The 21,584-nt window shown below is 57.6% G+C and carries 20 protein-coding genes; 10 read left to right on the top strand and 10 right to left on the bottom strand.

What is annotated here, in order from left to right; genetic code table 11:
• Positions 1-18 precede the first annotated feature (18 nt).
• On the bottom strand, positions 19-1,176 hold the full coding sequence (locus tag Q1K07_RS17420; RefSeq protein WP_300313911.1) for an AI-2E family transporter: 1,158 nt from the start codon (positions 1,174-1,176) through the stop codon (positions 19-21).
• Positions 1,177-1,869: 693 nt separating this feature from the next.
• Between Q1K07_RS17420 and Q1K07_RS17415 the strand changes: the two genes are divergently transcribed.
• The 9 genes from Q1K07_RS17415 (at position 1,870) to Q1K07_RS17375 (ending at position 11,686) form a co-directional block, all read left to right on the top strand.
• On the top strand, positions 1,870-2,433 hold the full coding sequence (locus Q1K07_RS17415; protein ID WP_300313908.1) for a hypothetical protein: 564 nt from the start codon (positions 1,870-1,872) through the stop codon (positions 2,431-2,433).
• A 301-nt stretch (positions 2,434-2,734) separates the two neighbouring features.
• Positions 2,735-5,662, top strand: a complete 2,928-nt coding sequence (locus Q1K07_RS17410) for a monovalent cation/H+ antiporter subunit A (RefSeq protein ID WP_300313905.1) — start codon at positions 2,735-2,737, stop codon at positions 5,660-5,662.
• Complete coding sequence (locus Q1K07_RS17405) at positions 5,650-5,994, top strand: Na+/H+ antiporter subunit C (RefSeq protein WP_300313903.1); 345 nt, start codon at positions 5,650-5,652, stop codon at positions 5,992-5,994. The genes Q1K07_RS17410 and Q1K07_RS17405 overlap by 13 nt, the downstream gene beginning before the upstream one ends.
• Complete coding sequence (locus Q1K07_RS17400; RefSeq protein WP_300313900.1) at positions 5,991-7,607, top strand: monovalent cation/H+ antiporter subunit D; 1,617 nt, start codon at positions 5,991-5,993, stop codon at positions 7,605-7,607. The genes Q1K07_RS17405 and Q1K07_RS17400 overlap by 4 nt, the downstream gene beginning before the upstream one ends.
• Positions 7,604-8,113, top strand: coding sequence for a Na+/H+ antiporter subunit E (locus tag Q1K07_RS17395; RefSeq protein WP_300313897.1), 510 nt, complete (start codon positions 7,604-7,606; stop codon positions 8,111-8,113). Before Q1K07_RS17400 ends, Q1K07_RS17395 begins: the two co-directional genes overlap by 4 nt.
• Complete coding sequence (locus tag Q1K07_RS17390; RefSeq protein ID WP_300313894.1) at positions 8,113-8,391, top strand: K+/H+ antiporter subunit F; 279 nt, start codon at positions 8,113-8,115, stop codon at positions 8,389-8,391. The genes Q1K07_RS17395 and Q1K07_RS17390 overlap by 1 nt, the downstream gene beginning before the upstream one ends.
• Entirely contained in the window at positions 8,388-8,786 is a 399-nt protein-coding gene (mnhG, locus tag Q1K07_RS17385; protein WP_300313891.1) for a monovalent cation/H(+) antiporter subunit G, read from the top strand. The genes Q1K07_RS17390 and mnhG overlap by 4 nt, the downstream gene beginning before the upstream one ends.
• Before the next feature lie 83 nt (positions 8,787-8,869).
• Positions 8,870-9,841: a TAXI family TRAP transporter solute-binding subunit gene (locus Q1K07_RS17380; RefSeq protein WP_300313888.1), complete on the top strand. Its 972-nt coding sequence runs from the start codon at positions 8,870-8,872 to the stop codon at positions 9,839-9,841.
• A 33-nt stretch (positions 9,842-9,874) separates the two neighbouring features.
• A complete protein-coding gene (locus tag Q1K07_RS17375) occupies positions 9,875-11,686 on the top strand; it encodes a TRAP transporter fused permease subunit (RefSeq protein ID WP_300313885.1) in 1,812 nt (603 codons plus the stop codon).
• Here the strand turns inward: Q1K07_RS17375 and Q1K07_RS17370 are convergent.
• Positions 11,667-12,272 (bottom strand): hypothetical protein, encoded by a 606-nt coding sequence (locus Q1K07_RS17370; RefSeq protein WP_300313883.1) that lies wholly within the window; start codon positions 12,270-12,272, stop codon positions 11,667-11,669. The genes Q1K07_RS17375 and Q1K07_RS17370 overlap by 20 nt on opposite strands.
• Positions 12,269-13,054 carry a M15 family metallopeptidase gene (locus tag Q1K07_RS17365; protein ID WP_300313881.1) on the bottom strand — a complete coding sequence of 262 codons (786 nt, stop codon included), beginning with the start codon at positions 13,052-13,054 and terminating at the stop codon, positions 12,269-12,271. The genes Q1K07_RS17370 and Q1K07_RS17365 overlap by 4 nt, the downstream gene beginning before the upstream one ends.
• Before the next feature lie 83 nt (positions 13,055-13,137).
• Here Q1K07_RS17365 and Q1K07_RS17360 point away from each other — a divergent pair, with 83 nt between their 5' ends.
• Positions 13,138-13,602: a DUF2628 domain-containing protein gene (locus Q1K07_RS17360; RefSeq protein WP_300313878.1), complete on the top strand. Its 465-nt coding sequence runs from the start codon at positions 13,138-13,140 to the stop codon at positions 13,600-13,602.
• A 26-nt stretch (positions 13,603-13,628) separates the two neighbouring features.
• On the opposite strand, the gene Q1K07_RS17355 is transcribed toward Q1K07_RS17360, so the two are convergent.
• The 7 genes from Q1K07_RS17355 to Q1K07_RS17325 all read right to left on the bottom strand — a co-directional run.
• On the bottom strand, positions 13,629-14,780 hold the full coding sequence (locus Q1K07_RS17355) for a metal ABC transporter permease (RefSeq protein WP_300313875.1): 1,152 nt from the start codon (positions 14,778-14,780) through the stop codon (positions 13,629-13,631).
• Complete coding sequence (locus Q1K07_RS17350) at positions 14,777-15,922, bottom strand: metal ABC transporter permease (protein WP_300313873.1); 1,146 nt, start codon at positions 15,920-15,922, stop codon at positions 14,777-14,779. The genes Q1K07_RS17355 and Q1K07_RS17350 overlap by 4 nt, the downstream gene beginning before the upstream one ends.
• A complete protein-coding gene (locus tag Q1K07_RS17345; RefSeq protein ID WP_300313871.1) occupies positions 15,919-16,722 on the bottom strand; it encodes a metal ABC transporter ATP-binding protein in 804 nt (267 codons plus the stop codon). The genes Q1K07_RS17350 and Q1K07_RS17345 overlap by 4 nt, the downstream gene beginning before the upstream one ends.
• A complete protein-coding gene (locus Q1K07_RS17340; RefSeq protein ID WP_300313869.1) occupies positions 16,719-17,774 on the bottom strand; it encodes a zinc ABC transporter substrate-binding protein in 1,056 nt (351 codons plus the stop codon). The genes Q1K07_RS17345 and Q1K07_RS17340 overlap by 4 nt, the downstream gene beginning before the upstream one ends.
• 185 nt (positions 17,775-17,959) lie before the next feature.
• A complete protein-coding gene (gene mntR, locus Q1K07_RS17335) occupies positions 17,960-18,412 on the bottom strand; it encodes a manganese-binding transcriptional regulator MntR (protein ID WP_300313866.1) in 453 nt (150 codons plus the stop codon).
• 87 nt (positions 18,413-18,499) lie between these two features.
• Positions 18,500-21,115, bottom strand: coding sequence for an EAL domain-containing protein (locus tag Q1K07_RS17330; RefSeq protein WP_300313864.1), 2,616 nt, complete (start codon positions 21,113-21,115; stop codon positions 18,500-18,502).
• Between the two features lie 135 nt (positions 21,116-21,250).
• The coding region (locus Q1K07_RS17325) for a TrkA C-terminal domain-containing protein (RefSeq protein ID WP_300313861.1) at positions 21,251-21,584 on the bottom strand (334 nt) is incomplete at its 5' end.

Raw genomic sequence — 21,584 nt, 5'->3', positions numbered from 1 at the left:
GGCTCGATATGGGCGATATCAGTTATCCGCTTCCGTCATCGGCTCGTAGCTTTCATCTTGGCTGTCCTGGTTCGACAGCGTCCTTCTTGGTGGACTGGGTAACGGTGCCCGGCTTGGCACGTCCTCATGTTCCAGGCCATGCAGCCACTCCCGCCAAATGGCAACCAGCAAGGCCATCAATACCGGGCCGACAAACAGCCCCATGAACCCCATTGTCGCCACACCGCCGATCAGTCCGAAGAAAGTCGGTAGAAACGGTAGCTTGATTGGACCGCCGACAAGCTTTGGTCGTAGCGTCTTGTCGACGATAAACAGTTCGACCGAGCCCCAAAGAAACAGCCCGACGCCAGCAATCAGGTTACCGGTACCCATGAGGTAAAGAGACACTGAAGTGAATGCCAGGGGCGCGCCACCTGGTATGAGTGCCATGAATCCCGTCACAACTCCAAGAGCAACTGATGAAGGAACTCCCGCGATAGCATAGGCAATACCCAATACCACGCCTTCCCCCAGCGCGATGATCCCCATGCCGAAGACCGTGGCACTTACGGTGGCCGGTATCACTCGAGAAAAGCGTTGCCAGTGTTGTGGCAGAATACGCTCTCCGACAAAGTCGAGTTGAGTGGCGAATTTAGTGCCATCCTTGAACAGAAAGAACAGCGTTATCAACATGAATACGGTTGTCAGGACGATGTGGACGGCATTGCTGCCAAACGCTAGCAGCCAGCGCGAGATATTGCCGATATTCTTGCCAGTAGCAGCTCGAACGAGCTCGTCCAAGGCACCTGGAGAGCCGAGATAATCCATCCAGTATCTGCCGGCAGATTCGCCAACCCCTGGTAGCGCGATGATCCATTCCGGTACTGGCCAGCCTTGGTCGTTCACCAGGAATAGCCAGTCCAGCCATCCATAAGCCTGCGTCACGGCGTAGAAGACAGCCACAGAAACGGGGATAACGAGTCCGGCAATGACGAGCAGCAGCATGAGTGTTGCTGCTACGGCCGTGTTCCCATTACACCACTCAACGATCTTTTCGAATGCGGGCCAACTGGCAAAGCCGATAATCAGGGCAGCGAAAACTGGCACTAGAAAACCGCCGAAGAAATAGATCCCAGCGAGAATGACGATAACCAACAGCCAGCGGGCGACAAGATTGTCTGGAAGGGAGGGCGGCATAGGTAGAGGCATCGTTTGATTGAATCAGTACGCACTATACGTTGAATTGGCCGGGAGTGTCAGCGTGAGTGGGCAATGCAGGAACGCACCTGAGCTGGCCAGTTCCGACGCATCAGAACCTTTCGTAGCGACGTGGCCTGTCAGGCGTCAGGCACCTGGTTGGTTCTATTGCTCTATTACCTGGTGGAATAGAAAACGGCAGATAGTGGATGGCTCGGGCGGAAACAGAACTCTCTTGTGCTATTGCGATCACTGCTTTAACTTGAATTTGGGTATCACACGTTCATTTTGAAGGACCTGCTGCCTTTGCAACGTATCCTGATCGCCTGTCTGACAGCCTTGCTCTTCTGGAGCACCTTGCCGACCGTATTCGCGGCCGAAGAAGGTGCTCGCGCCTCGAACAAGGCTGTGACGGCATTCACGTACGACAATACCTGCTCAACGACAGCGTTATCCGGTGAAGGGAACGAAAACAACGAAGCGCTCACCGATTTCGTTCTCCTTGCCTGCTGCACCGCTCGGGCGTCGGGCGTAGCATCACTCCCCCTGACGTATAGCGGGCGTTACCGCTCAGCTCATTCCATCCGAGCGCCTCCACAGTACCTCTGATCTCTCCCTGACATTTCGGCTTGAGAACAAGCCGGTATTGATTGATGCCCCCTCACAGAATGTGGGCACTGTAGAGGCTACTGTATGAAAACCTTACCCCTATCAAAGCTTGATGTGACTGATCATTTGGTAACACCTCTGGAATTCGACGATATAGAGCGAGATTCTCCTGCGCTGAGCCTCATGACGGACTTCCGCCAACACCGTCCCCATGCTGTGAGTGCTACGACTCCAGCGCTCTGGGTGGCCAGGCTGATGACAACAGAGGATGTGGACAGCAAACTGGTGGTTGACCATCGCCGTGATTTTATCGGGCTACTCACCCAAGGACGCCTTTCGGAACAGAGCCTGCTCGTGGCACAAGCCACCCTGGGTATTGACCGTGATAGCCTGACAGCTGCCGATCTGATGGTGCCTCGTGCTGGCATGCCTGCCCTTGATTACCATGATCTGGCCAAGGCCACTGTTGCGGATCTGGTGGCTACCTTGCAGGAAGCTGGCGAACCTTACTGTCTGGTGCGGGATAATGAACACCAGCAGATCCGTGGGTTGATTTCCTTGCGAGAACTTTCCGAACGTCTGCATCAGCAGCTATCGCTCAAACCCAAGTCATCGGTGCTCAAGGTGCTGAGCCACGCATTAAACTGAGATCCTTGTCGTTCTGAAAAATAGACAAGCGGGTCCACTGGGCCCGCTTTTTCATTTCCAGGAACCTTGGGAAGGTTCGCTACCACTTCGCCAGAAGATGGAGCTTCTGGTGCATGACAACGTCATGAGGCTGAGGAGCTGCAAGTGGCGAAATATTTGATCTTTTATATCTTTTAGGACTAAAGGTAGTTTTTATAGATCTTTTTGGTCTTAACAGGTATGCTGTCTCAATAATAAACCCATCGTTACCCGTTGTACTCGAGGTCTCTAGCGCCGTCCCTAACTGAATCGAGATCATGACATGCTCCTCATTGCCCTGATCGCTCTACCGTTTATCGCCTGTATTGTCGCGGCGTGTATGCCGGCCAATGCGCGTAACCGTGAAACCTGGCTGGCTGGGGCGACTGGATTGATTGCCTGGGTGATGGCAGCCAGCCAGTTTGGAGCCGTGTCACAGGGGCAGTCTGTCGCATACAGCGCTGAATGGGTTCCTGCCCTGGAGTTGTCGTTCTCACTGCGCATGGATGGCCTGGCCTGGCTGTTCTGCATGTTGATACTCAGCATTGGCCTGTTGGTTGTGCTCTACGCGCGTTACTACATGTCGCCGAAGGATCCAGTGCCTAGATTCTTCGCCTTTCTCATGGCGTTCATGGGATCGATGCTGGGCGTGGTGCTTTCCGGCAATGTCATTCAGATGGTGGTGTTCTGGGAACTCACCAGCCTGACTTCGTTTCTGCTGATCGGTTACTGGCATCACCGGGCAGATGCACGCCGCGGCGCACGCATGGCGCTGACGGTGACTGCGTCGGGCGGACTCTGTCTGTTGGTGGGTGTCGTGCTGATGGGGCATGTCGTAGGTAGTTACGAACTCAGTGACATACTGGCCTCGGGAGAGACACTGAGAGAACACCCTTGGTATGTGCCGATTCTGACACTGGTGGCTCTTGGCGCATTGACCAAAAGTGCTCAGTTTCCATTCCATTTCTGGTTGCCGCATGCCATGGCGGCTCCGACGCCGGTTTCTGCCTATTTGCACTCGGCAACAATGGTCAAGGCTGGCATCTTTTTACTGATGCGTTTCTGGCCGGTGCTCGGTGGTACGCCTGAATGGTTCTGGCTGATCGCTGGAGCTGGTGCGTGCACACTGTTGCTGGGCGCCTTTATCGCCATATTTCAGCACGATCTCAAGGGGCTGTTGGCGTATTCGACGATTAGTCATCTTGGCCTGATTACTGTGTTGCTGGGTATTGGGTCTCCGCTTGGGGTGGTGGCTGCGATTTTCCACACCATCAATCACGTTACCTTCAAGGCCTCGTTGTTCATGGCTGTGGGAATCATTGATCACGAGACTGGTACCAGAGATATTCGCCAGCTCAGTGGATTGAGACGCCATATGCCAATCACTGCAACGTTGGCGATCGTCGCCAGCGCAGCGATGGCGGGTGTGCCATTACTCAACGGCTTCCTGTCCAAGGAGATGTTCTTCGCTGAGACGCTGTTGGTGGGGTCGGCCGAGAATTGGACGATGTCGATCGCGGCAGTGGTGATGGGAATGTTCAGCGTCGCGTACTCATTACGCTTCATCCATGTATTCTTCGGCCCGGCGGCCGAGGATCTTCCACGCGCGCCTCACGAGCCAGTCCGCTGGATGCGCTTTCCCATCGAATTGCTGGTGTTGGCGTGCCTGGTCGTTGGGGTCATTCCTGGGGTGAGTATTGGCTGGTTACTGGATGAGGTAGTGATATCGGTACTGGGGGCGCGCACTCCAGATTATAGCCTGTCGGTTTGGCATGGCTTCAACCTTCCGTTGTTGATGAGTGTGGTTGCGTTGGGAGGCGGTGTCCTGTTCTACATCCTGTTGCGCCGCCGCTTCCACCTATCCCAGCGCGACCGTGTGCCACTGCTCCATTATCTTAGTGGCAAGCAGTTATACGAATCGATGATGCTCAATCTCTCGCGGTTGGCCAAAAGAGCCGAGTCGCTGCTGGGAACACGCCGTCTGCAGTCTCAATTGCTGTGTGCCGTGGTGGTAATGATCGCGGTGGTTGTCATGGCATTCGGTCGGCCAACGATCAACTGGCAGGTACCCATGTCATGGGATGCGGTGCTCTTCGCATTTCTTTGGTTGGTGGGTGGCGGTTGCGCCATCGCCGCGGCTTGGCTGGCCAAGTACCACCGTCTGGCGGCGCTTGGGCTGACCGGCGCGACGGGGGCAGCGACCTGTATCACCTTCTTGTGGTTATCAGCTCCGGATTTGGCGCTGACACAACTGTTGGTCGAGTCGGTGACGACGATACTTATTCTGCTGGGGTTGCGATGGTTGCCGCCTCGGTTGACAGCCTTTGTTGTGGGTGACGAAGGGCGAGGGTGGCGTCGACTGCGACGTGGGCGTGACTTGATTGTGGCCATCGCTGCAGGCACGGCGATGAGCCTCATCAGCTATCTGGTGCTGGTGCATCCAGTGGCTTCGTCGCAAGTATCCGACTTCTATCTGACCCAGGCATTGCCCGGTGGAGGAGGTAGCAACGTCGTCAACGTGCTGTTGGTGGATTTTCGCAGTTTCGATACGCTCGGCGAGATCAGTGTTCTGGCGATTGTCGCGCTGACGGTATATGCCCTGTTGCGGCGCTTTCGGCCAGCACCAGAGAGCATGGTGACGCCTTCGCAGCAACGCAACCCAGCCGACCCGGCATCTGGAACAACCCCTGCACACCATGTCGAGCACGGCTATCTGAAGATTCCCGGCATATACATACGATTGCTGTTGCCGATCATCGGTGTTGTGTCGGCATTCTTCTTTCTGCGTGGTCATAACTTGCCCGGTGGTGGGTTCATCGCCGGGTTGATCTTTGCGACCGGGTTGATTCTGCAGTACATCCTCGGAGGAACGCATTGGGTTGAGACGCATCATCGCATGCAACCACATCGCTGGCTTGCCATCGGTCTGCTATTGGCTGGGTTGACCGGATTGGGAGCTGTAGCGTTCGGTTACCCGTTTCTGACCACGCATATGGCTCATGTGACATTGCCAATATTTGGTGAAATCCATCTGCCCAGTGCTTTCATTTTTGATCTGGGTGTATTTGGCGTAGTGGTTGGTGCAACCATGCTGATTCTGGTCGCACTGGCCCACCAGTCGGTACGTAGTCATCGTGCGGCACCTCTGGAGCTGGAGGTGCCGTTGAAGCCAACCGATTTGACGCCAGGAGACAGCCCATGGAAGTCGTGATTGCCATCGCCATCGGAGTGTTATTCGGTTCTGGAGTCTGGCTGTTGCTTCGGCCACGTACTTACCAGGTCACCATCGGGCTGCTGCTGGCCTCATATGCGGTCAACTTGTTCATCTTCACCATGGGGCGACTGTGGGTCGACAAACCTCCCCTGACGCTCAATGGCGTGCCGACAGACTTGAGCCAGTATGCTGATCCTCTGCCACAGGCCCTGGTGCTCACGGCGATCGTGATTGGTTTCGCCACCACTGCGTTATTCCTGGTGGTGCTGCTGGGATCGAGAGGAGTTAACGGCACGGACCATGTCGATGGCAAGGAGCCGAAGCGATGACGTTGTGGCAACAGTATCTGCTTATGGTCCCCATTCTGGTGCCGCTGTTCTCCGCGACAGTCCTGATTCTGCTGTCTGAGCGTCACCATCGACTCAAGTTTGGACTCAATCTGGTCACGACACTGGTGGTACTGGCAGCGGCAGCAATGCTGTTGTGGCAGGTTGATAGCGGCACCTTGCCTCTTGGTATCGGCCTTCATTTTATTGCGGATTGGCCTGCGCCGTTCGGGATTGTGTTGCTGGTCGACCGTTTGAGTGCGCTGATGGTGCTGATGGCATCAGGAATGGCGGTGTGCGCACTGCTTTACGCCGAATCACGCTGGAGCCGCATCGGTGTGCACTTTCATTCCTTGTTTCAGTTTTTGCTGATGGGGATGAATGGAGCTTTCCTGACACATGACCTGTTCAATCTTTTCGTGTTCTTCGAGGTGATGCTGGCGGCTTCCTATGGGCTCGTTCTTCATGGTTATAACTCACAGCGCTTGCGGGCCGGGCTTCACTACATTGTGATCAACCTGGTCGCTTCCTTCTTTTTCTTGATCGGAGTGTCGCTGCTGTATGCGGCCACCGGAACGCTGAACATGACCGACATGGCGATGCAGATCGCAACGCTATCGCCTGACGATTATGTTCTGCTCAAGGTCGGCTGCGGGATATTGGTGCTTGCTTTTCTGACCAAGGGAGCTGCCTGGCCACTGGGGTTTTGGCTACCTCAGACTTATGCTGCGGCATCGCCACCGGTTGCGGCCATGCTGGTGTTGATGACCAAGATTGGTCTCTATGCAGTGCTGCGTCTATGGCTGCTGCTGTTCGCGGATGCGCCTGCGGTCCTGCAGGGGTTTGGTGGAGAATTTCTGCTGTGGAGCGGTATGGCGACGATCGCCTTCGGCACGTTTGGCATGTTGGCCAGTCAGGAGCCCGCACCTATTGCCGGATATGGGGCGATCATCTCCTCTGGCATATTGCTGTCGGTAGTGTCTTTTGGTGATGCTGACTTGTTGGCGGGTGCACTGTTCTACTTGATAGGGTCGACTCTGGCGATTGCGGCATTCATGCTATTGACGGAGATTGTCAACCGCTTGCGCACACCGGCATCGGCCATGCTCGCGCTGACCATGGAGGCGTTTGCCGTAGAGGATAAACCCTCAGAACCTGTGGGCGTGGTGATTCCTGCAGCGTTGGCTTTTCTCGGTATTGCGTTTATCGGTTGTGCATTGATGATCACGGGGTTTCCTCCGTTGTCAGGTTTCATCGCCAAGTTCAGCTTGCTACGGGCATTGGTCGAACTAGCCAGTAGTGGAATTGCCAACACCTTGATCTGGCTTTTAATCGTGCTGATTGTGGTATCGGGACTGACGGGGATCATCTCGTTGATGCGCTTTGGAGTGCGTACCTTCTGGGCGACGAATATCACGACATCAGTACGTCTGTCGGTTAGCGAAGCGGTACCGATAGTAGCGCTGCTACTTGTATTTATCGGGCTGACAGTGCAAGCCGGGCAGGTGATGGGATACCTCGAGCGCACAGCCGATGGCCTGCTTGTACCGCAGCATTATCAGTCAACGGTGATGGATAACCAGGTAGCCACAAGAGCGTCAGGAGGTGACACATGAGGGCATGGTTGCCTACACCGCTGTTGTCGCTATTCCTGCTGCTGATGTGGTTATTGCTCAATCAGAGCATTGCTCCGGGAACCTGGGTGATGGGAGCGGTTCTGGCAATTGTTGCTCCAAGACTCGCAGGGAATCTATTGCCGGAATCCCGGGTCCGCATCTATCGACCCAGGCGGTTCTTCAGGCTATTGATCTGGGTGATGATCGAGATTGTGCGCTCGTGCATTGCGGTGTGCTGGATCATTGTCACACGTCGATCACCTCATCTGAATTCGCGATTCATTCGCGTGCCCCTTGATATTCAGGATCCGTATGGTTTGGCAGTGATGGCGGCACTGGTCAATTCGACACCAGGAACCGTCTGGATCGAAATCCTGCCAAAATCAGGTGACCTGTCACTGCACGTGCTTGATCTACACGACGAGCAATGGTGGATCGATACGATCAAGACGCGTTACGAGAAACCGTTGATGGAAATCTTCGAGCCTCCGCGAGGAGAAGAGTGATGGCACTATTATGGACGATCGTGTGTATCTTCACGCTGACCTGCCTGGTGCTGTCGATGCTGTGTTGCACTTTCCGGCTGCTGATCGGGCCTGCTGCACAAGATCGTGTCGTTGCCCTTGATACGCTGTGGATCTGCGTCATGCTGCTGGCCGTTGCGCTGGGCATCATGTTCGGGCGCCTAGTCTACTTCAACGTAGCAGTACTCATTGCGTTGTCCGGCTTTGTAAGCACCATCGCGTTGACCAAGTTCCTGATGCGTGGAGAGATCATCGAATGATTGCGTCAGTTGATTCCTTACCTATCGTCGCCGTGGTGGCCATCATGGTGTTGATGATCTTCAGTGGAGTAGTAGTGCTGATCGGTGCCTTGGGCATATTGCGTCTACCGAGTTTCTATCAGCGCATGCACGGGCCGGCAGTCATTTCCACTGTGGGTTCTGGCGCGCTTCTACTCGCATCGGTGCTGCTTTTTCTTGTGGCTAAAGGGCCGGCCTTGCCGCATGAGATACTCGTTCCGATATTCATTGCCATGACTGCGCCGATCTCGGCGATGCTGATCACCAGGACGGCGGTGTACCGTGATTTGCGAGCCGGACGCGAGGATGTCAATACTGGCATCGGCGAAGACCACCCAATGCCTCGCGAAGATGGCCCGCAAGAAGGCGGGCGCTGAATACACCGTGGCTATGCTGGCTGCGCTGGATACTGGAGCCCTGACGGGGCCAAGACAATAACGACTGAAATAATGGAGATAGCATGCTGCAACTTCCACGCCTGAAGGCAGTCGCGGGCGCTCTGCTGGGGGCCGCTGCATTGACCATATCCCTGAATGCTCAGGCTGATACGCGCTTGACCTACAAATCCGCATCCGCGGGAACGGCCTATTACCAGATGGGCGTGGAACTGGCGGAGTCTATCAAGCAAGGTACCGATGGCGGCATGACGCTGACACTGGAAGAAAGCCAAGGGTCGGTGCAGAACGTCATGGAAGTCATGGCGCGCCCGGGCAATTATGTCTTCACTGCGCCGCCTGGGCTGGTAAGCAAGGCCAGAGCGTCCAGCGGCCCATTCGAGAAGCGCCAGAGCCCGCGCTTCCAGGATATTCGTGCCCTGTTCCCGATCCCATCGCTGACCATGCATTTCGTCGTGTCTGGCGAACAGGATGTGGTGTCGCTGGAGGACCTGGCGGGCAAGCACCTGCTGATTGGCCAGGGGTCTTTTGGCGCTCGCGAGGCGGCCCGCTATCTGGACCTGTTCGGACTGACAGACAAGGTAGATGTCGATAATGCGGATGTTGGCAGTGCGCCTGATGCGCTGAAGAATGGCCAGATCGATGCCTATGCGACGGCCAGTTCCTTCCCTGCACCCAATGTCATCGAAACCGCCGCCAGCCATGCTGTCGGGTTGGTGTCATTCTCTGAATCGCAGGTGGAGCAGACCGGGGCCACACCGCAGGTGATTCCTGCCGGCACTTATGCGGGCATCGATCAGGATGTACTGACCACGTCACTGCCGGTGGTGGCTTATGCCACGACGGCAATGGACGATGATACGGCCTACACCCTGACCAAGACCTTCTGGGAGCGGCGCGAGGCAATGGCCGAGACATCTCCGTGGTGGGGCGGTATCCGTCCACAGATGCTGGCCAACCTGGAAGGCAAGCTGCATCCGGGGGCGTTGCGCTACTACGATGAGGCCGGTATCGAGGTGCCCGAAGCGCTGCGCTGAGGGCAAATACTTTTCTGATCTTTTGTGAATCTCATGAGTGCTACGCAATCTGAAGTGGCAACATCGCCATCCACCGATGTTGCCGCCACACCCACGCATTGGTCATGGGTGCTGCTTGGCAGTGTCTCGGTCCTTTTTCATCTTGGCCTGATCTTCTATGGCCTGACACCGGCACTGGTCAGCCGGCCACTGCACATGGCACTGATTGTGCCTTGGGTATTGGTGTTTACGGCCCGCACCCGTAACCAGCGTATCAGTGGCCTGGTGCTCAGCGTATTGGCGGTTGCCGCCTGTGCATGGATTGCCCTTAACCAGCAGGTGCTGGCCGAGCAGTATGGCTTCATCGATAGCCCATGGCAGATGACGATGGGCGGCCTGCTGATCGTGGTGGTGCTGGAAGCAGCCCGCCGGGCGATTGGCTGGCCACTACCACTGGTCACGCTCGTGGCCCTGGCTTATGGCGCATTCGGTCAATACATCCCCGGAGAGTTCGGCCACCCAGGGTTGCCGATGGGCAGTTTCGTTGGTTCGCTGACCATTGCGGAAAGTGGGCTGTGGGGAGAGCTCACGGCGGTCAGCGTTGGCGTCGTGGCAATCTTTGTCATCTTTGGCGCTGTATTGAATGCGGGAGAAGCAGGCAAGGGCTTCATGAACCTGGCTGGCGCCGTGGCCGGACGCCTGACCGGTGGCGGGGCCAAGGTCTCGGTGATCTCATCGGCCTTGATGGGTTCGATTTCCGGCTCGGCATCGGCCAATGTCGCCTCGACTGGGGCGATCACCATTCCTTCGATGGCCAGGCTGGGGTATCCACGTTCCCTGGCGGCTGCGGTGGAAGCGGTGGCGTCTTCGGGAGGCCAGATCATGCCGCCGTTGATGGGGGCGGGAGCCTTTGTCATGGTGGAACTGACCGGGACACCCTATACCTCCATCATGGCCGCTGCCTTGCTGCCGGCAGGGTTGTACTTTGCCGCGGTATGGCTAGGCATCAATGCCTTTGCCACGCGTCATGACCTGCGTCCGGTGGCGGCCGAGGACCGCCCGGCAGGGCGCGATGTCGCGATGACGGCGCTGTTCTTCGCATTGCCTTTTGCGGTGTTGCTGGAACGAATCTTTCATGCAGGCAACACGCCTCAGTACGCCGCCAGCGTCGCTATCTTCGTCGGCGTTGCCCTGTTGTTCCTGAATGCCAGGCTGGAGGTCTCCGGGAGCGCATTCCTTGCGCGCTTGGCCGAAGCTGTTGTCATTGCCGGCCGCCAGATTGCCACTATCGGTTCCATCATCCTGTGTGCCTCGCTGGTGATCGGGGTGCTGGCTATCACCGGCCTGGGCGTCAAGGTGACGTCCGGTATTCTGGGGCTGTCAGGTGGGGCGCTATGGCCGGCACTGCTGCTGACTGCGCTGGCCTGCCTGATCCTCGGCATGGAAGTGCCGACCACGGCGGCCTATGTCATCTGTGTGTCTGTTGCGGGGCCAGCCTTGACCGAGCTGGGCCTGCCGTTGTTGACGGCGCATCTGTTCGTGTTCTGGTTCGCGCTGCTGTCGACCATCACGCCTCCGGTATGTGGTGCGGTCTTCATTGCGGCAGGCATGGCCGATGAGAACTGGCTCAAGGTGGCGGCCAAGGCAATGGCATTGGGGGTGGGGCTCTATGTGATTCCATTGGCCATGGTCGCCCACCCCGCACTGTTGGCGCTGGGTGATGATCCGCTGCGCGCGGTAGCGACCAGTCTGGCTGTGCTGGTGGGCCTTGGTGCGTTGTCCTATGGCCTGATTGGACGTTTCCATCCCATGCTTCGGGCCCTGCTGGTCCTGGCGGGTGCGGGAGTCATCGCCGCACCGTATTGAAATGTTCCTGCAGGGCAGGGTTGTCATGCAGGGACAGTCGGGATGATGGGTTTTGGGTGGATAGCGGTCGATTGGCGTACAGCACCCAAGTATCCAATGCTGCGCCCAGATGGCGCAGGCAGGTCAGTTCGTCGCTGAAGCGTTCGACCGCGTCTTCGGCCACAATCGCGGCATCGGCCTGGCCGGCGCGTAAGCGCTCCAAGGCTTCTACCGTAGTCGAGGCATCGATTTCCTGCCATTGGCGCAGGTCAGTGTAATAGCGCGTGGCCGGCTGGCGCAGCACGCTAGTGGGCTGATCGACACCACGTCGAGCGACAAGGGCCAACGGGCGACTGGCAGCAATGAAGGTGTCGACGGGAAAGACACGGTGCATGAAGTGGCCGACACAATCGCCATGGCTGAAATGAGCACTGACCTGCAGCAGGTAGTCGTAGTGGCCTTTCTCCAGATCAGCAAATGCCTGGGGGAAGTCATTGATCAGGATGACCTCGCTGCCTTGCAGCCCACGTTGTTCCAGATAGTGTGACAAGACAAAGGCATGATTGCTGTCGGCAGGGCCGAGGGTGGCGATACGTATCATGGTCATCTGCCGTCTTTATCCTGAGCCTGCTGTTGGAGCTGGCGCCTCCAGCGGCTTTCCATGCTATCCGGCTCCGTCGGACCGTACAGAGCCTCACTCTGACCACTGTAGTGAGCCCATAGTTGATCGCCGAAGTCGAAATGCCACCATTCGCTGGGCAGGTTGGTAAAGCCCTGAGCTGTCATGGCGTGATACAGCAAGCGTCGGTTGTCGCGTGCTGCACGTTCGTCATCGTTGAGTCCGGTGCGGTTTTCGAACGCCGCAGTATGCGAAGTGGGAAGGACGGCATCGAAGAGCGTTCCCATGGGCAGTGGCAGGCCATCTGCATCACACAGCGTCACGTCTACTGCGCCTCCTGTCAGGTGAGGGCTGGGGGCGTCGGCGGACTGGCTGGGCAGTGCCACGAATTCACGGGTGCGCTCGAGCAGTTCGTCGTCACTGATGGCTGGATGTATCTCGCGGATGGCTTCCGACAGGGCCTCGAACAAGTATTCCTGCACGCGCCATGGACGCCAGCCATCCAGCACCAGCAATGTCAGTCCGGGAGGTAGAGAGCGTGCCACCGCCAACAGGCGTCGATATACCCCCTCACGTAGATGACATTCATTGATCGCCCCCGGAATGCCCATGCGAGCATAGGCTGGGTATACTTTTAACGGTGCAGGGGCCAGACTGACGGGAACCAGCGGTTCATCGCTCCCTGTGATGGGAATGTTGCCGAGTGCCGCCCAATCAGGTTCGGCTGATCGAGGTATAGGTTGGTCGCAGGAGATGTTGTTCAATATCACGGTTCACTCTGGTTGAGGTATCTCGATAAGACAGTCTCAGATTCATCTCACTCTTGCTATCAGATTACGACAAGGAGCGTCGCATGAAGCAATTCATGATTTATGAGCACCCCACCAAAGGGTTGAAAGCGGTCAAGGTTGGGTGGTCCTGGCCCGCGTTCTTCTTTGGCATCTTCTGGATGCTTTACAAGACACTATGGCTGCTCGTCGCTGCCATCATTGGGGCGTCGATTGTCGTGGCCATGGTCATACCTGCGGATGCCCTGATGGCCAACATCGTGGCGAACCTGGGCTTTCTGGCGTTCCATCTGGTGGTGTGTGCCAAAGGCAACGGCTGGTACGAAGACCGGTTGCAGTCGCGTGGTTTTGCCTACCGCCATATGGTGGAGGCCAAGAATGTGGATCAGGCCCTGGCTTTCTATGCACAGCCGGGTAACGACCAAGGGCATGGCTCCTCTGGGGGAGAGGGCGCCGATGCCCTGCCATCCAGCACGTTACCAAATACCGGGAAGCCATCTGGCGATGGCTCGGATAGCCTCAAGGCTTGAGGCTATCCTGCTGTCGTATTGATGAATTATCGATGGTTGTGCTGTCCTGGCTCGAGGATCTCTCTGGCCAGGTAGCGCCCGGTTTCTGTCAACGCCAGGCGCTCGCCTTGTAGCGTGATCAACTGGCGTTGGCAGGAGCGTTCCACCACGCGATTGGCGCGGACACTGCTCCACAGCAGGTGTTCGCGCAGGGCCTGGGTGACGTTTTCCACATCCTGCTCCGGCCCACCTTCATGATTGTAAAGGTGTACCGCGAGGGTGCGGCTGTCATTGAGTGCACGTTGCTGGCGTCGGCGAAGCCACTGTGCCGCCATGCCGTAGCGAGGTCCGAAGAGGAAGGCCAGAGACAGAAAGACGCCTGTCATCACCGCCATCATGCCGCCGATGGAAACATCCCACCATACCGCCATATAGTAGCCGCTGATGCTGGAAGTCACGGAGATCAGGGCGCCATACAAGAACATGAGCCACAGTCGGTCGGTGAGCAGATAGGCTGCGGAGGGTGGCACGATGACAAAGGCCACGAACAGCACGGCGCCTACCGCATCGAAGGCGGCGACTGCAGTGCCGCTGGTCAATAGCAGCAACGCATAGAACAGGATACCTGGGGCAAAGCCCAATGCCTTGGCCAGGGGGGCATCGAAGGTGGCGAGCTTGAGCTCCTTGTAGAACAAGCCGATGAAGGCCGCGTTGATCAACGTCATGCTGCCCATGGTCACTATCGCCCGGGGCACGTCATGACCCGCGATCGACAGTGTGTCGAGCCAGACAAAGCCTATCTCGCCCAGTAGCACTGTATGGGCGTCGATGTGCACATCGCTGGCATAGAGATTGATCAGCAGGATGCCCAGTGAGAACAGTACCGGGAATACCAGGCCGATGGCGGCATCTGCCTTGACCTTGCGGGTATTGATCAGCAGTTCGCTGAGAAATACGGTCAGAAGCCCGGTCAGTGCCGCGCCGAGGATCTGCCAGGGGCCACTGGTCTGATGGGTGATCAGCCATACCAGAATGATGCCGAACACGATGGAATGTCCGATGGCATCCGATAGCATGCTGCTGCCACGCAGAACGAGGAAGGTGCCGACCAGACTGGAGGCAATACCGACCAGGGCACCGACGAGCATGATCATCAAGTCGATGTCGTTGAAAAATGTATCGAGCAGGCTGGTGATCATCGGCTTGCCCCCTCCAGATCGGTCAAGATGCGCTCGGCTTCGTGGCGTCCCGACTCAGTCAAGGCCCAGTGCGGCTGGGTGGCCGGATCGCCCGCATGAGGAGATTCGAACCTGACCCATCCTTTCCCTGCAAGGTATTGCAGGGCGCTACGAGTATTGGTGCCGTGATAGGCATCGACCATGCCTTGGTCCGAACGAAATGCCGGGTCTCTGTGGTGCTGGGCCAGACGATACAGGGTTGTCAGGACTTGCTGGGTGCGCAGGGTTCGCCGGTCTCGGCGCAGTTTGTACAGCTCCCAGGCAAAACCGCGGCCAGGAGCCAATAACAGCGAGACCACCACGATCAGCGACAGGCTGAGGATGATCAGCGGGCCGGTAGCCAGGCCAGGTCCCATGGCACTGATGACGGCCCCACACATGCCACCGACAATGCCAAAGGCAGCTGCCAGCAGCACCATGTGTTCAAGGCGCTTGGTCCACTGTCTGGCGGCTACGGCGGGTGCGATGATCATGGCCGCCATCAGTACGACACCGACCATCTGCAGGCCGACGACCACCGCCAGGGCGATCATCACCGTCATGGTCGCTTCCAGCAATACCACCGGTAAACCGCTGCAGGCGGCGAACTCGGGATCGAAAGACACCAGCTTGAACTCTTTCCACAGGACCGTGACCAGCGCCAGGGCAATGGCGGTGATGGTTGCCATGACCCACAAGTCACTTGTCAGCGTGGCGGCAGCCTGGCCAAACAGGAAGGAGTCCAGGCCGCCTTGGGAGGCGTTGTTGCCTCCCTGGATATAGGTCAGCAGGACCACGCCCACGGCGAAGAAGACGCTCAGGGCGACACCCAGGGCGGCGTCTGTCTTGAGGCGGCTCATGCGGGTCAGCAACAGCATGGTCAGGGCGGCTAGGGTACCTGTCATCAGGGCTCCGGTCAGGATGCTGCCGAGTTCACGCCCCCCTGCAATGATGAAGCCCAGGCACACGCCTGGCAGAGCGGCATGCGACAGCGTGTCGCCGAGCAGGCTTTGCTTGCGCAGTACGGCGAAGCTGCCAAGCACTCCGCTGATCAGTCCCAGCAAGGCAGCGCCGATTGCCACCTTTTGCAGGGTATAGTCACCCAGCAAGGAAAGCAGCGTCATGACAATGGCTCCGTTTCTGCCCTTGAGGTGGCATCATCGGTGATCGTGGGGACATCATCGAGCAGGGCGATCTGTCCGCCGTAGGCACGCCTCAGATGCTCGGCGGTGTAAATCTTCTCGACAGGTCCCTGGGCAATGACGCGAACGTTGAGGATCACCAGCCAATCGAAATAGCTGCGTACCGTCTGCAGGTCATGGTGGACGACGATCACGGTCTTGCCTTCGTCACGCAGGCGACGAAGGATATCGACGATGGCGCGCTCCGTCGTCGCATCGACGCCGGCCATGGGCTCGTCGAGGAAATACACATCGGCTTTCTGCACCAGGGCCCGGGCCAGGAAAACACGTTGCTGCTGCCCGCCAGACAGCTGGCTGATCTGGCGTGTGGCGAAGTCCTGCATGCCGACCATCTCCAGGGCCTGCATGGCCTCGCTGCGCTCACGACGTCCGGGGCGTTTCAGCCATCCCAGGCGGCCGTAGAGCCCCATGATCACCACATCCAGGGCGGTAGTCGGAAAATCCCAGTCGACACTGGAACGCTGGGGAACGTATCCCACCCGGCGTCGGGCGCGGCGATAGGAGAGGCCATGCAGCGTGATATGACCGGCAACGCTTGGCACCAGGCCCAGCACGCTCTTGATCAGCGTGCTCTTGCCTGCGCCGTTGGGACCGATAATGGCGGCCATGACACCAGGCGGCACATTGAAATCGATGTCCCACAGCACTGGCTTGCCGTGATAGCTGACGGTCAAGTCCTCGACGTGCAGGGCGAGATTCGGTTCGTGGAGTGTCTCGTTCATGTGTCTGCGCCTCTTGTCTCTACGTCTCGCCAGCGCTGCTGCCATTCATCGAGGGCATCGGGGAGAGGGGATGGTTGTCCTCCCAGAGCCTCGACGATGGTTCGGGTATTGGCCACCAGCATGCCGATATAGGTGCCATCGGCGGTGCCATTCTCTCCCATGGCGTCGGAATACAGCTCTCCACCGATGTTGACCTGGTGGCCCGCATCCGCAGCGGCATCGATCACGGCCTGAACGGTACGGGGATTGATGGTGCTTTCAACAAACATGGCGGGCACCTGGCGCTGGGCTACCAGCCTGGCCATGCGCCGGATGTCTGCCACGCCACTTTCCGTAGAGGTGGACAGGCCTTGAATGCCGGCGACTTCAATATCGTAGGCGCGGCCGTAGTAGTTGAAGGCATCATGGGCTGTCACCAGAATGCGTTGCTGCTCGGGAATGCTCGCGACGCTGGTCTGAATCCAGTCGTTCAGGGCGCTGAGTTCAGCAGTGTAGGACTCGGCCCGAGACTGAATCGCGTCTTCACATTGCGGACGATACTTGCCGAGTACCTTGGCCACCACGGGTACGGTTCTGGCCCATAGCGCCGAATCCATCCACAGGTGAGGGTCGACACCATAGCTGTCCTGGCTGTGGATAACTTCATCTTGCGGGATCGCCTCTTCACTCACGGCCACGGTGGGTTTCCTGTGAGAGAAACCATTCAGCACCTTGCTCAAGCGACCCTCGAGCTCATACCCGCTGTACAGGATCAACTCCGCCTCGCCCAGCTGATGGATGTCACGCGCACTGGCCTGATAAAGATGCGGATCCACCCCCGGCCCCATCATGGTCGTCACCGCCACACACTCACCCCCTATCTCCTTTACCACGTCGCCCAGCATACCGATGGTGACAACAGCCTTGAGCGGGGGGGAGGAATCAGCCTTGAGCGGGGGTTGTGAATCGTCCTTGAGCGGGGCTTGCGAACCTGAGGAGGCTTCGGTGGTATTGGCCCAAACGCCTGTGCTGGCCAACATGACCAGGAGTGTTGATAGGGCGGTCAGACGCATGGTGATCTCCTCAGTCCTTGTACGAAAAGTGGTTGCGCTTGTTGATCAGGGGGAGCAGTCAATCCAACCACTTTGCTATGATTTATAGACTTGGCTAAGTTTTGCCGCGAAAGGCGACTGGGGTCAAGTCGATTCCGACTATGGTAGGCATCAATGATGGCTATGGCACATCATTGATGCCGTATTCAGGACTGGGAGAGAAACTTCTCGAAAGCGGCCAGGGTCTCGGCACTGACGTGGTGTTCGATGCCTTCAGCATCGACCCGAGCCGTCTCCGGGGTGATGCCGAGCTTGATCAGGAAGGCTTCGACGATGCGATGGCGTTGACGGCTGGCGTCGGCCAGTGCCTCGCCTTTGGGGGTCAGGAAAATACCACGATAGGGGCGCTTGATGATCAGGCCTTCTTCATCAAGGCGTTTGAGCATCTTGGCAACGGTAGGTTGAGCAACGCCCAGACGTTGGGCAATGTCGGTCTGACGAGCTTCGCCACCGTCGGCAATAAGGTCCGAGATCAGTTCCACATAATCTTCGATGAGCTCAGTGCGGCGCGCATCACGCGCCTTGCGGAAGCCTTCGACATGGCTTTCCGGTGAAATGAGCGACATACGCTGGTCATCGTGATTGAGGGGTTCGGACATGGCAATGGCTGCGCCTTGGGACAGGAGCCACTATCTTCTCAGTTGGAGCGCTCAATGCAAGTTCCACGCTCTCCAAATTCAGAAGGCTTAGCGCAAGGTGTTGGTTCCCGTCGAGGAGGGCGGCGGGGGACGCGCGATGTCGCCCGCTTCGAAACGTGCAACGAATTCGTCCACCGGGAGTGGGGCCGAGAACAGATAACCCTGGAAACGCTGGCAGCCCAGTTCGATCAGACGCTGCCTCTGTTGCGGTGTTTCGACACCCTCGGCAATGACATCCAGCCCAAGCGTTCTGGCCAGAGTAATGATGGTTTCTACAATCGGCGCTGTATTGGGGTCGTCATCCAGGTCCCTGACGAAAGTGCTGTCGATCTTCAAGACATCCAGAGGCAGGCTCTTGAGGTGGGACAGGGAGGAATACCCTGTACCGAAGTCATCGATGGAAAGCCGCACACCAATGGCACGCAACTGCGTGAGCACATCAATGACAGGGTGGTTATCCCCCAGCATCAGAGATTCGGTAAGTTCCAGGGTCAGGCAGGTAGGGGGCGCTCCGCTGGTTTCGAGGGTCTGGCGTATCGTACCGATGAAGTCCTGGCGCTGAAACTCGCGCATGCTGACATTGACGGATAACTGCCACTGACGACGGCCTGGATGACGTTGCCATTCAGCCAGTGTGTGGCAAGCCTGGCGCAGCACCCAGCTACCCAGTTCGACGATCTGACCAGTATCTTCGGCGACTTCGATGAACGCGCTGGGAGCAATGAGCCCATGCTCGGGATGTTCCCACCGAACCAGTGCCTCGGCACCCAATAGTTTGCCACTGTCATCAACCTGGGCCTGGAGATAGAGACGCAATTGCTCACTTTGGATGGCATCTTGAAGCTGGCGCTCCAGGAGCAGGCGTGAATTCATGCGTTCAACCATATCTGGTGCAAAGGCACTCGGGCGTTGGGTGCCTTCGCTCTTGCTGTCCAGCAAGGCTAGCCCAGTGTATTTGAGCAGTTCCTCCGAACTCCATTGCGAACCCCGGAAGGTGAGAAAGCCACCGCTGACACGGCAAGTATGGCGTTCACCTGCGAGAGAGTAGTCGCCGTTGAGTGCATTCAGAACACTGTTGGCCTTGGTGCGAGCCTGGACCTCGGCTTTCTCGACGTCGGCAGACAGCCCTTCATAGAGTAGCGCGAACTCGTTGCTGCTGAATCTTGCCAAGTCGCTGGCATGGCGAGCCCAGGGTTTCAAACGTGCTGCCAGGGCCCTGAGCAGACGGTCCCCCGTCGCCTGGCCGAGAGAGCCATTGATACCCTTGAAATTATCGATATCAACCAGCAGCAGCATGACATGACGGCCAGAGTCGCCACTACTCAGTTGCAGGGACTGGATGCGTTCGCACAAGGCTATTCGATTAGGCAGGCCAGTCAGGGCGTCGTGGTGAGCCTGATAGTGCAGTCGACGCTGTGCGTCATGATGTGCGGTCGTATCCGACAGTGTGGCGACGTAGTAGCTGGCCGTATTGTAGCCGGTGACACTGTGGCCAGATGCCGTGTAGCTGGAGGCATCATAGCTGGTGAGATAGCTGGTGGAATCACCACCGGAGTCTCCATCGCCGGCCAGCACCTGATTGATGCTCAGACGGGCAGGCAAGCGGTGGCCCTGTATGGCGCGCACCTCTACGTCTCCTACCCAGACGCCATTCTGACGTAGAGAACGCAGGATATCGCCACGTTGATGGTCAATACGCAGCACTGAACTCAGGCGCAGTAGTGAACGGTTCTGCAGGTCAGCAAGGCAGAGACCGGTGAGTGACTCGAAAGAGTGGTTGCACATTACCACTCGGGCTCTCTTGTCGAGCAGGATGACGCCGTCATGCATGGAATCAAGCACTTCTTCCAGGCGATGTTGAGTGTCCAGAAGGTTCTTGATGCTGTTCTGTTGTTTACGTTCGACCAGGACTGACGTCAGGGCTCCAATGGCAAGCAGCGTGGACACGACGGCGACAATTGCTGCCAGCAAGGCATCATTATCGGAGAAAAGCTCAGGGTTGACTCCCTCGATCAAGGGCAGGAAATACGCCGCATGCATGTAGAGGTAATGGATCCCGTACATCACCGCGGCCATCATGACACCGATGAATATCAGGCCAATGTTGAACCCCTTGAAGGTCGGCAACTGCCGAGCGCCATGGAAGGTCGCGAAGGTGGCAGCTCCCAGGATCAGTGCGGCTATGGATGCCAATATAGTGGAGGGGATCGCCAGATACAGCGTTGCCGGCATGTCAATGGCCAGGGAACCAACATAGTGGACAATGGCGATGCCAAGGCTGAACAGGCAGCCAGCCATGGCCTGCTGCCAGACAGGAGCAGAGGGGCGTGACATGGCATATTGAGCGACCCCTCCTGCAAGGGTTGCCGGGATCAATGCCGTCAGAGTCAGGCCAAGGCGATGGTGCACGGGGAAAGGAAACTGATAAGCGAGCATGCCCGTGATATGCAGGCTCCAGATCCCCAGTCCCATCATCAAGCCACCACCTATCCAACCAAGTCGGCGATATCCAGCGCTATAGGTAGTACGACTGCGCTCGCTCATGACGATTGAGGCGTAGACGGTCGTCAATGCCACTACCCAAGACAGGAAAACAAGCCAGCCAGTGTGTTCGCTCTGGATAGCTTGCGTGATCTGCGGGTGGGCAATGAAGGTTGGATACATCCAGGATGCCAGTGCAGGTTGAGGTCAATGTGCGCTTTTCATGCGTATGATCTCAATGTAACAGCAAAATATCCTGGATGTGCAGTTGGAGCCAGAGCATGCTTCTTATGGGTTAGGAGCAGTACTTCTCCTGTCTTAGAAGAATGACAACCCGACTTGAAACAATCTTTCGACGTCCTTGATCTTGCGTTTGTCGACGACAAACATGATGACGTGGTCATCGCTCTCGACCACCACGTCACGGCGGGCGATCAACACTTCCTTGCCGCGTACGATAGCGCCAATGGTAGTGCCAGCGGGTAATTCGATCTCGCCGATGGTGCGCCCTACCACCCTGGAGGACTGCTTGTCGCCATGGGCGATGGCCTCGATGGCTTCGGCAGCTCCCCGGCGCAGCGAGTGGACATTGACGATGTCGCCACGGCGCACGTGGGTCAGCAGGCTGGAAATGGTGGTCTGCTGGGGGGAG

The organism is Halomonas sp. (assembly GCF_029263665.1).
Lineage (GTDB): Bacteria > Pseudomonadota > Gammaproteobacteria > Pseudomonadales > Halomonadaceae > Halomonas.
The sequence above is the reverse complement of the archived record's forward strand: the minus strand, read 5'-3'. Positions and strand labels throughout refer to the sequence as shown.